This is a genomic window from Trichococcus sp. (assembly GCF_055118575.1).
Window position 1 is genome coordinate 1 of record NZ_JBSQPW010000049.1, and the last position, 11,334, is coordinate 11,334.

Below are 11,334 nucleotides of genomic sequence, written 5' to 3' on the forward strand. Positions count from 1 at the left end.
CTGGCCATCATTTTAGGCGCATGAAACATTTTGGAAACCTGTGAAACACCTACGGTGAAGCACTTTTCAATTCGAAAAATTTTATACTTTCCTGCTATACAAAAAAGGTCCGGAACCGAAGTCCAGACCTTTCCATATGACATGCGGAATATTAACGACGTCTTTCTCTGATACGAGCAGCTTTTCCGTGTAATGCGCGCAAGTAGTAAAGTTTTGCACGACGCACTTTACCGAAGCGAACGACTTCGATTTGAGCTACACGTGGCGTATGCAATGGGAATGTACGTTCCACACCGATACCGTTGGAAATTTTACGTACTGTATATGTTTCGCTGATTCCGAATCCGCGACGTTTGATGACTACGCCTTCGAATAATTGGATACGTTCTCTTGTTCCTTCGACTACGCGAGCGTGGACGCGAACAGTGTCTCCAGGACGGAATGCAGGAATATCACTACGTAATTGCCCTTGTGTAATTGCTTCAATCAATGGTAATTGACTCATGTTTTTTTCTCCTTCCAACCGACATTCATACACAATCATTCTGCACAGCGGAATATCGTTTTATCGAGCAGTCTCTCTGCTCACCTGTAGAATTCTACCACAATAATTTTGACGTGTAAAGTATTTTTCATTTACATTGTTTGAATTTCAGGGCGCGTTATTGCACTTGCTCGTCAGCCTTTTCTTCCAGGAATATCTCATCCAACCACGCTTGCTGTTTTTTCGACAAGGTAATCTTTTTCAGCATTTCTGGACGCCTCAGCCAAGTTTTGCGCAAAGATTCCTTTTCTTGCCAGTCAGCAATTTTTTGGTGGTTGCCGCTGAAAAGCACTTCAGGAACGACATCTCCGCGGAAATCGCGCGGTCGCGTATACTGGGGATGCTCGAGCAGGCCCGTCGAAAAAGAATCGGTCTTGTTCGACTGTTCATTCCCTAACACCGCCGGCAATAACCGGACCGTCGCATCAATCATGACCATCGCGCCCAGTTCGCCGCCGGTCAAAACATAATCTCCGATCGAGATTTCGTCCGTCACATGTTGCTTGATACGCTCATCGAAGCCCTCGTAATGGCCGCAGATGAAGACAAGGTGCTCTTCCTCGGCGAATTCCTCAGCCAGTTCCTGATTGAAGGTTTTTCCGGATGGATCCAAAAGAACGATTCTTTTTTTTGTTTCGGGCGAATGGACCTCGATGTCCGTCAGCGCGTCCACTATCGGTTGCGCGCGCAACAGCATGCCCGCCCCACCGCCGAAAGGATAATCATCGACGGAATTGTGTTTGTTTTCGGAATAATCGCGGAAGTTCGTGCAAGTGATTGAAACACGACCGCTCTCGATCGCTTTTCCGATGATCGATTCGGACATCGGGCCTTCGAACATCGCCGGAAACAACGTCAATACATCTATCTTCATCAGTCCATCATTCCTTCTAGCACGTGGATTGTCACCTGTTGTTCTTCCAGGGATACCTTCTCGACTACAGAAGCGATATAAGGCACCAACAGATCTTTTTGGCCCGGTCTGGATACAACCCAAACATCATTGGCCCCAAGCGGCAAAATTTCTTTGATGGTCCCCAATTTTTCGCCGGCATCACTGACGACAGACAATCCGATGATTTCATGATAATAGAACTCATGATCCGATAGGTCCTCCAACTGCGATTCCGAAACTTTTAGGGTTCCCCCTTTGAACGGCTCGACTTCTTCGATCCGGTTATAGCCCTCGAATGTCAGCATGTTGAAATTCTTGTGCACCCGGTGGCTGGCAACCTTTAACGTGATCGGCTCGCTGTTATCGCGGAACAGGTAAAGCGTAGCCCCTTTTTTGTAACGTTCATCCGCAAAGTCAGTGCTCGAAATAACACGCACTTCACCCTTTAGTCCTTGCGTATTCACAACTTTTCCGACATCATAAAATTTATCCATTTTTCACCTCTCCTTACTGAATCGTCCTGCAAAAAAATCTGTACATAATAAAATAGAAGGGATAATTGCTACAATTGTATCATCATCCGCTTCTATCTATTCGCTATTAAGTTAGGCATCCACTGAGTGGAAAAGACCGGACCCGCAATCGGAGCGGATTATTCGGCCCCTTCGATTACAAGGCGGACACGTTTTGTGCCTTTGGTTCTGACACTGTATACAATTGTACGGATCGCTCTGGCGACACGTCCCTGTTTCCCGATCACACGGCCGACATCTTCGGCATCAAGATGCAAGTGATATTCCATGAACTCACTTGTCTCTTTGATTTCGATGGACATCTTGTCATCATGGACGATCAAAGGTTTGACAATTGTCAGGATTAAATCTGAAATTTCAGGCATTTAAACCACCCTTTTATTTAGCTAACTTAGAGTCGTGGAATTTTTTCATAATACCTTGTTGAGAAAGTAAGTTACGAACTGTATCAGAAGGTTGTGCACCCTCAGCTAACCATTTCAAAACCAACTCTTCGTCAAATTTAACTTCAGCTGGTTCAACAACTGGATTGTATGTACCTACTTTTTCGATGAAACGTCCATCACGTGGAGAACGTGAATCAGCTACAACGACGCGGTAAAACGGGTTTCTTTTAGAACCCATACGTTTTAAACGAATTTTAACTGCCATTTATATAACACCTCCATATATCTATATCTCACATTTTTATATATTACCAGTTTTCATTTTAGTTGTAAAGTATTTTTTCTTTACACTACCTATTATTTTTTCTTTTTCTTCTTTTTGTTCATCCGTCTGGCCATCTGCTGCATGGCAAGTTTACCCATCTTGCCTTTCGGGCCTTGACCAAGCAGACCTTCCATCCCTGCAAAATTGCCTTTGGACATCTTGTTCATCATATCTCTGGATTCGTTGAACTGCTTGATCAGACGGTTGACTTCCGCCAATGATCTTGCGGAACCTTTCGCAATCCTTCTGCGCCTGCTTTGGGACAGAAGCTCAGGGTTTTCGCGTTCAGCGGGCGTCATCGACAGCACGATCGCTTTCATGTGAGCGACATCTTTAGGATCGATCTTCATTTGATCCAGTCCCGGAACATTGCTCATGCCCGGTATCATCTTCAGAAGGTCCTCAAGCGGCCCCATGTTGGTGACCTGATCCATCTGCTCAATGAAGTCATTGAAATTGAAGGTATTTTCGCGTATTTTTGCGGCCATTTCTGCAGCCTTAGTCTCATCAAAATCTTGTTGTGCGCGTTCGATCAATGTCATCAGATCGCCCATGCCCAGGATTCTGGAAGACATGCGTTCAGGGTAGAATGGTTCAAAATCTTCCAATTTCTCTCCTTGACCCGTAAATTTGATCGGCTTTCCGGTTACGGAACGGATGGACAACGCAGCCCCTCCGCGCGTGTCCCCATCCAGTTTGGTAAGGATGACACCGGTTATGCCGAGCTGTTCATTGAAGGATTGTGCCACGTTTACGGCGTCTTGCCCCGTCATGGCGTCCACCGTAAACAGAATCTCGGTAGGATTGACTGCAGCTTTGATGTTCTTCAGCTCTGTCATCAATACTTCATCCACGTGCAGACGTCCCGCCGTATCGATGATGACCAGATCGCGGCCATCGAGTTTGGCCTGTTCAACGGCTTGTTTCGCTATGTCCACCGGATTTGCCTCGGTTCCCAATGCATACACCGGGAAATCCAATTGTTTACCCAAAGTCTGCAACTGATTGATGGCCGCTGGACGATAGACGTCGGCGGCTACCAGCATTGGGCGTTTGTTTTCTTTTTTCTTCATGTAGTTGGCAAGTTTCCCGGCAGTCGTTGTCTTACCGGCACCCTGCAGGCCGACCATCATTACAACGGTCGGTGGCTTGGCGGAAAATTGGAATGGTTCTTGCTGCCCGCCCATCAATTCCGTCAGCTCTTCGTTGACGATTTTGATGACTTGTTGTGTCGGCGAAAGCGACTCGAGCACGTCGGAACCCAACGCCCGTTCGTTCACTTTTTTAACGAATTCTTTTACGACTTTAAAATTCACGTCGGCTTCCAGCAAAGCCAGACGTACTTCACGCATCATTTCCTTCAGATCGGCTTCCGTGATTTTGCCTTTTTTGCCGATTTTGGTCATCGCGCCTTGGAGACGCTCGGACAACCCTTCAAATGCCATATTTGCCACTTCCTTACTGTTTATTCGTCTTTGTCATCCAGTTCTTCCAGATTGTTGATCAAGCTCTGTAAAGTTCTGTCTGCGGGATAGGTTTCTTCGGCGTAATTCGCCAGTTCGTCCAACTTTTTATTTCGGAGGCTATAGTTTTGCGCCAATTTCAACTTCTGCTCATAATCCATCAGAATCTTTTCGGTGCGCTTGATGTTGTCGTACACCGCCTGCCTGCTGACCTCGAATTCTTCAGCGATTTCGCCTAACGAATAGTCATCGCCATAATACAAAGAAAGATAACCTTTCTGTTTGTTCGTCAACAGAACATTATAGAATTCATAAAGAGTATTCATATTATTGGTTTTTTCCAGTTCCATCAGAATACCTTCCTTCTCGTACGGATTGTCAAGAAAAAATCTTTACACTTCATTAGATTACCGATTTTGCCAAACTTAGTCAACCACAAATTGTACCGCGGTCTTACTGCCGCAACAAAAGTAAGGTCAGGCCGGCAATCGCATCGGGATTGTCGGCCTGACCAGGCTTATGTCGCCTTTTGCTATGAAACGTGCCTAAGCCGGCGGGACAACCCGCTTGCCTATTTTTTCTCTAGCAGATCCTTTACGAGTCCATAGATGTATTGTTCCGGATCGAAGGCCTGCAGATCATCCAGGCCTTCGCCCAAACCCACAAATTTGACGGGTATATCCAATTCCTGACGGATCGCTAGGATGACGCCGCCTTTCGCCGTGCCATCCAATTTCGTCAGGATCAGGCCGGTGACATCTGTCGTTTCTTTGAATTGTTTCGCTTGGATCAAAGCGTTCTGTCCCGTCGTGGCATCCAGCACCAACAACGTTTCGGTTGCGCCGCCGGGGATTTCCCTGGCAATGATCCGATTGATTTTCTCCAATTCCTTCATCAGGTTCACTTTGTTCTGGAGTCTTCCGGCAGTGTCGATCAGGAGATAGTCGTACTTTTCTTCTTTGGCTTGCTTCAAGGCATCATATACGACGGAAGCCGGATCACTTTTTGCGTCGCTGGTCACGACCGGAACGCCTACACGTTCGCCCCAAACTTCCAGCTGTTCGATTGCGCCAGCCCGGAAAGTATCTCCGGCCGCCAACAAGACCTTATTCCCTTTATTCTTCAACTGATGAGCATATTTGCCGATGGTCGTCGTTTTCCCCACCCCGTTTACACCCACAAACAGGATGACGGTCGGCCCGTTCTCATTTGTTTTGATGGTAGGCAATTCCGTCTGGCCTTTTTCATAGATTTCGACCATTTTTTCGATGATTACATTCTTCACTTGTTCCCCTGTGCGCACGTTCTTCATTTTGACTTCATCACGCAGCACATCCGACAGTGCTAGCGTCATATCAAACCCGACGTCTGCGGAAATCAGTGTTTCCTCCAAATCGTCAAAGAATTCTTCATCCACTTCTCTGAAGCCGGCGAACAGTTCATTCATCTTCTCGGAAAAGCTTTTGCGTGTCTTCTCCATGCCTTTGTCGAATTTATCGATGACAATCTTAGTTTCTTCGGTTACCGGTGTCTGAACGACATCTTCACCTGTAAATGCACGTTTTATGCGATCAAATAATCCCATCTGAACACTTCCTCTCTTATGCCAGGCTGTCTTTACGCAAAGACGAACGTTTCGATAGCGTGTGCGACGCCATCTTCTGCGTTTGTCTTCGTGACGAAACTCGCCCGTTCCTTGATTTTGTCGGGAGCGTTGCCCATCGCGACACTTACGCCCGCAAAATCCAGCATCGCCAAATCATTCTCCTCATCCCCGCAAGCCATCACCTCATCGGCAGTGAACCCCAAGTGATCGCACAAAGCCGCTATCCCGTTGCCTTTATCGACTTCAGGATGCATGACTTCAAACAGAAGCGGACGTGATTTCATCATCGAATATCTACTGTAGAAGTCCGCTGGTATTTTGGCGATCGCTTCATCCAAGACAGCAGGAGCAATGCAGAAAACAACCTTATTGAATGCATGTTGTTCCTGAAAATCTTCAATCTTTTTCTCAATGAACGGCAAGCTCGAACTCTGCAGGCTCTTATACAAGGACTCCCTGCCTTCCGGGTATTCCGGTTCGTATACGAATTCCAGGTCCAGCATGTTCATCGGGATATTCAGTTCCTTGCTCAAATCATAGAGTTCCACGATCTGACCGTAATTCAGTACCTTTTGGGAAATGATTTCCGATGTCTTATTTTTTTGGACCAAGCCACCGTTGTAGGTGATGGAGTAATCTTCTGCTTGAAGCAGGTCCAGTTCATCCACGTAAGCCTTGATGCCCATGAGTGGACGTCCTGTGCACAGGACGATCTTTACGCCGGCTTCCCTGGCGCGGTGGATGGCTTGCTTGTTCGCTTCGCTGATTTCTTTGTCTGGATTCAGCAAGGTGCCATCCAAGTCGAGTGCTATCAATTTAATCATTTATCTTCATCCCCTTAACCTATGTCTTCATAATCTTCAAATTTGACTGATGCCAAACGGGAAACCCCGGAATCCTGCATGGTCACACCGTACAATGCATCCGCTTCTTCCATCGTTCCCTTGCGATGGGTGATCACGATGAACTGTGTCAATTCGGTCGATGCGGCCAAGTATTTTCCGAAGCGGGATACATTCGCCTCATCCAAGGCAGCCTCCACTTCATCCAAGATGCAGAACGGCACCGGTTTGACCTCGATGATGGCGAACAGAAGTGCAATCGCAGTGAATGCTTTTTCCCCTCCTGAGAGCAGACTGAGTTGCTGAAGTTTTTTGCCTGGCGGTTGCGCTACAATTTCAATTCCAGTTTCCAACAGGTCGTTCGGATCAGTCAGCTCCAACGTCGCTTTGCCGCCGCCGAATAATTTCGGGAAGGTTTTTTCGAATTGCTTTTTGATCTGGATGAAAGTCTCCTTGAAACGCAACCGGACTTCATCGTCCATTTCGTTCATCGTATTCAGGAGATTCCCTCGGGCAGAAAGCAGATCCGTTTGCTGTTCCGAAAGGAAAATGAATCTTTCGGAAATGCGATCATATTCCTCAATCGCCCCCATATTGATCGGACCCAACTCCTCGATGTCTTTTTTCAGCTTTTTAACTTGTCGGGCTGCCTCTTCGGGCTCTTGGGTCAAGTGATGGTCTTGTTTCGCAGCTTCGAAGCTGAGACCGTACTCCTCGCTCAAGTGCGCAAGGTGGTGGTCGATGGCGATTTCGTAGCGTCCAGCGTTTGTCTCCAGTTTGGCGTGCTCACTCCATAGTTTTTGGAGGTTTTTATTTTTTTCGTTCTGTTCGGTTTCCTGAAGAGCACGATTTTGTTCGGTTTGTTTTTTTTGCTCCCGTAATTGTCTTAATTCTGCATCGAATCGCTCTTTTTCTGCACTGGCGGACTTCAGCTGCGTTGTGATCTCTTGGATGGTGAGCGTCTCCGTATCGGCCAGCTTAGCGACTTGATCTTGTTTGCCCTTCAATGAGCTGATGGCTTCCTGTTCCGTTTGGATGCGTTCGGTCGACTGTTTCACATCACGCCGCAATTGCTTTTCCTGCTCTTGCAGGACAGCAAGCTCCTGATCTGCTTGCTGGCGGTTCAGCTGAACGTCCTGAAGCAGTTTCAAGCGCTCTTCTTCATTCAGGCTGGATTCCGCAATATCCTTCTGAAGCTGGTCGATTTCATTGTTGAGGATCAACAAATTCCGCTGGGCTTGAGCCAGTCGCGTTTGTCTGTCCTCTTTTTCTTCATAAAACATGCGCTTTTCATATTCGTGAGCAGCTGTTTCTTTTTCTTTTGTCGCAATTTCAGCTGTCACTTGTTGTAAGGAAGCTTCTCTTTGCTGCAATTCGAACTGTTTGATTGTCGCTTTTTGGCGTTTGTCATCCAATTCTTCCTGCAGACTTTTTTGCTGCAGTGACCATTTCTCTTGTTCCCGTTTCAGCTGATTGTGTTGGACGGATAACTGTTGTACATATTCGGTCAACTTGTTCAAATTGTTTTTACGGGCCAATAAGGATGCTTCTTGCTGACGCCTCGTCGCGCCACCCGTCATCGATCCGCCCGCGTGGATGACATCCCCTTCGAGCGTTACGATCCGATAGCGACTCTGCAATTTTTTTGAAATCTGCAGGCCTTCCTGAATGTTTGATGCGACGATTGTCGTCCCCAGCAGACTGCTGACGATTGCGCTGTACATTTCCTCATGCCCGACCAGCTCATTCGCGATGCCGATATATCCCGGACTGTTTGCCAGTGTCGCCCTTGCAGTGGCTGGCAAAGTCTTGCCTTGGATGACTGACATCGGAAGAAATGTGGCGCGCCCGAGGTGTTGAGCTTTTAGAATGCCGATGCATTGGGAAGCGGTGCGCTCATCCGCCACCACGATATGTTGCATCGTGGCTCCCAGCGCGATTTCGATGGCTAAAGTATATTTTTCGGGAACTTGGATCAATTCAGCAACGGGACCACGGATACCTGGAACGCTTTCTCTACGCCTCAGCATTTCCTTTACGCCTTGATAATAGCTGGCATAGCTGTCATCAAGCTCCTGCTGGCTCTCTCTACGCGCTTCCGCCTGTTGCAGATTTCTGGTTACGCTATCCAGCTCTGCGTTCAGTTTTTGGAGCTTTGAAACAAGCTGAAAGCTGTTTTGTTTGCAAACCTGGAGTTCCGATTCCATAGTGGCATGCTCTTCAACAAACTGAACGTATTCCTCATTCAATGATTGCTGTTTCGCTTTCAACTGGCGCAGAATCTTCCTGAGCTCGTCTCCCTTCGAAAGGAAACGCTGCTCCTGTTCCATGGCGAGCGTCATTTCTTTTTCAAGATGGACGGTTGTGTTCCGGTTGCTGGATTGTTCCTGCAGCCTGTTGATGTAATCGTTCCGTAGTTGCTGGACAAGCTCCGCCTTATTTTGCGTCAGTTGTGCTTCTTTTTCGGAAAGACTCGCTCTTTTTTCCGAAAGTTCTTTCCTGGCTTCCACTTTCGCTGCGAGTTCGGTCCGCAATACCGTCAGATTGGTTTTTTCCGTCTTGATCAGCGCCTCTTTCTCAGCGATGATCCGAGCCTGCTCTTCTTGGTTCTTAGATGAGTACATCGCTCGTTGCTGGAAAATTTGCTTTTGGCCTTCCAACTGTTCCAATTTCTGGATGACAGTGACATAGCCGTTCTGCAGTGCTTCCAACTGTTCGTCGCAAACATCCACCTTTTGCTTCAGGTCCTGCAGGGCAGCCTGTGTGCCGGCAAGGGACCGTTCTTCCGTACTGATTTTTCGGTCATATTCGGCCAGTTCGCGTTTGCTCACTTGCCACTGCGCGTTCAGCCTCTCTATTTCAAAAGCGGTCAAAGCAATTTCGATTTCGCTCAGTAATGCTTTTTTATCCTTGTAAGCCAACGCCGTTTTCCGCTGGATTTCCAGTGGAGCGAGTTGGCTATTGATCTCATGCAGGATATCCTCAATCCGGTTCAGATGTTCTTCCGTTTGGGACAGCTTGCGTTCAGCGCTCGTTTTGCGGTTCTTGTATCTGGCTACCCCAGCAGCCTCTTCAAGGATGATCCTTCTGTCCTCGGGTTTATTCTGAAAAATTTGTTCAACTTTCCCTTGCGAAATCATCGAAAAAGAATCTTTTCCGATGCCCGAATCCATCAACAATTCCGTTATGTCTTTCAAGCGGCATGGCTTTTTGTTGATGAAGCAATCGCTGTCGCCATTGCGGTTGTATCTCCTGGTGATGCTGACTTCGCTGAATTCCAGCGGGAGGAATCCGTCCTCGTTGTTCAGGATGAGGGTCACTTCGGCAATGTTGACAGGCTTGCGGGTCTGCGACCCCGCAAAAACGATATCATCCATTTTTTTACCACGCAGATTTTTTGCGGATTGTTCTCCCAAGACCCAGCGGACAGCTTCCGAAAGATTGCTCTTGCCGCTTCCGTTCGGCCCTACTACCGCTGTCACCCCTTCATCAAATTCGATTACGGTTTTGTCGGCGAATGATTTGAAACCCGACATTTCTATTCTTTCAAGATGCAAAGATAACATCCTTTCCGGTGAAACTTGCTTTTCATTTTTTTAGAGATTCCAAAGCGTTCTGGGCCGCTTTCTGTTCAGCAGCTTTTTTGCTTGGACCTTGCCCTTGACCCAGCACTTTTCCGAATGCCCGGACCTCCACATCGAACTGCTTTGCATGTGCAGGGCCGTCTTCGTTCAGAAGGATATATTGGATATCCACGTCCCCATTTTTTTGCAGTTCTTCCTGCAGGCTGGTCTTATGATCCATCACATGTGAAAAAGCATCCTCGTTTAATTTTGTGATCATGACTTGGTTAATGAATTTTCTGGCGGCTTCGATTCCTTGGTCAAGATAAACGGCCCCGATGAACGCTTCGAATACATCACACAGCAAAGCCGGCCGTTGCCTTCCGCCCATGTTCTCTTCCCCTTTACCCAAACGGATGTAAGAGTCGAAATGACAGTCCTTCGCGAAGGCGGATAAGCTTGGCTCACAGACGATTTGCGCACGCAGACGGGTCATTTTGCCTTCATGCCACGTATCATAAGTATGAAACAAATAATCGGAGATGATGACTTCCAGGACCGCGTCACCCAAAAATTCCAACCGCTCATTGTCCTGCAATGCCAGATGACGATGCTCATTCACATAAGATGAATGGGTAAATGCTTCATGCAAAAGTTTCTCATTCCTGAAAACGATAGAGAAGTCAGTTGCTATTTGTTTGACTATTTTTTCCAATTTGTTCCCTCCTTTCTTTGAATGGACGCCTTGCTGTCAAGGCACTCTTGAAAATAGCGTCCTTTTTCATTATACGACAAATGCGTTCCATAAGCACGCAAATTTAGTCTATGGACGAACGATCAGAATTCGTCAAAAATGATTAGTGCGGAAAGCCAAATTGTCGAATAGTTGAGGTAGATCCGACGATTCAATTCCCGATTAAGCCGAAATTATCGAATGTCGAGAAACATTCCACAATTTAACATCCTGTCGGACCGGAATTACCGAATAGCTGAGGAACATCCAACACTTTGGCATCGCAATCAAAACCACCCGTGTGAACGGATGGTTTGCTCTGCGGCTGAAAACCTTTGTTACATCCAATCGAGTAGGAGGAGCCTTTAGGCTCCGACCTCTCACACCACCGTGCGTACGGTTCCGTACACGGCGGTTCAGTATCTTGAGTAAGCAGACTCTGCC

11 protein-coding genes are annotated in these 11,334 nt (G+C 47.2%); all 11 read right to left on the reverse strand.

Annotated features, from left to right (window positions below; all coding sequences use genetic code 11):
• Positions 1-151 precede the first annotated feature (151 nt).
• On the reverse strand, positions 152-505 hold the full coding sequence (gene rplS, locus ACTCCX_RS11625) for a 50S ribosomal protein L19 (RefSeq protein WP_086941638.1): 354 nt from the start codon (positions 503-505) through the stop codon (positions 152-154).
• Between the two features lie 157 nt (positions 506-662).
• A complete protein-coding gene (gene trmD / locus ACTCCX_RS11630; RefSeq protein WP_463276144.1) occupies positions 663-1,418 on the reverse strand; it encodes a tRNA (guanosine(37)-N1)-methyltransferase TrmD in 756 nt (251 codons plus the stop codon).
• The gene (rimM, locus tag ACTCCX_RS11635) at positions 1,418-1,933 is read right to left on the reverse strand and encodes a ribosome maturation factor RimM (protein WP_463276145.1); all 516 of its coding nucleotides are present in this window, start codon (positions 1,931-1,933) and stop codon (positions 1,418-1,420) included. The genes trmD and rimM overlap by 1 nt, the downstream gene beginning before the upstream one ends.
• 158 nt (positions 1,934-2,091) lie before the next feature.
• On the reverse strand, positions 2,092-2,337 hold the full coding sequence (locus tag ACTCCX_RS11640; protein ID WP_068560443.1) for a KH domain-containing protein: 246 nt from the start codon (positions 2,335-2,337) through the stop codon (positions 2,092-2,094).
• A 13-nt stretch (positions 2,338-2,350) separates the two neighbouring features.
• The gene (rpsP, locus tag ACTCCX_RS11645; protein ID WP_068560440.1) at positions 2,351-2,623 is read right to left on the reverse strand and encodes a 30S ribosomal protein S16; all 273 of its coding nucleotides are present in this window, start codon (positions 2,621-2,623) and stop codon (positions 2,351-2,353) included.
• 92 nt (positions 2,624-2,715) lie between these two features.
• Positions 2,716-4,128, reverse strand: a complete 1,413-nt coding sequence (gene ffh, locus ACTCCX_RS11650) for a signal recognition particle protein (RefSeq protein ID WP_463276146.1) — start codon at positions 4,126-4,128, stop codon at positions 2,716-2,718.
• Positions 4,129-4,148: 20 nt separating this feature from the next.
• Positions 4,149-4,496, reverse strand: coding sequence for a putative DNA-binding protein (locus ACTCCX_RS11655; protein WP_463276147.1), 348 nt, complete (start codon positions 4,494-4,496; stop codon positions 4,149-4,151).
• 221 nt (positions 4,497-4,717) lie between these two features.
• Positions 4,718-5,731 (reverse strand): signal recognition particle-docking protein FtsY, encoded by a 1,014-nt coding sequence (gene ftsY / locus ACTCCX_RS11660; protein WP_463276148.1) that lies wholly within the window; start codon positions 5,729-5,731, stop codon positions 4,718-4,720.
• A gap of 32 nt (positions 5,732-5,763) precedes the next feature.
• Positions 5,764-6,576, reverse strand: coding sequence for a sugar-phosphatase (gene yidA, locus ACTCCX_RS11665; RefSeq protein ID WP_463276149.1), 813 nt, complete (start codon positions 6,574-6,576; stop codon positions 5,764-5,766).
• A gap of 14 nt (positions 6,577-6,590) precedes the next feature.
• Entirely contained in the window at positions 6,591-10,151 is a 3,561-nt protein-coding gene (gene smc, locus ACTCCX_RS11670) for a chromosome segregation protein SMC (RefSeq protein ID WP_463276150.1), read from the reverse strand.
• A gap of 31 nt (positions 10,152-10,182) precedes the next feature.
• A complete protein-coding gene (gene rnc, locus ACTCCX_RS11675; RefSeq protein ID WP_463276151.1) occupies positions 10,183-10,872 on the reverse strand; it encodes a ribonuclease III in 690 nt (229 codons plus the stop codon).
• Positions 10,873-11,334 lie beyond the last annotated feature (462 nt).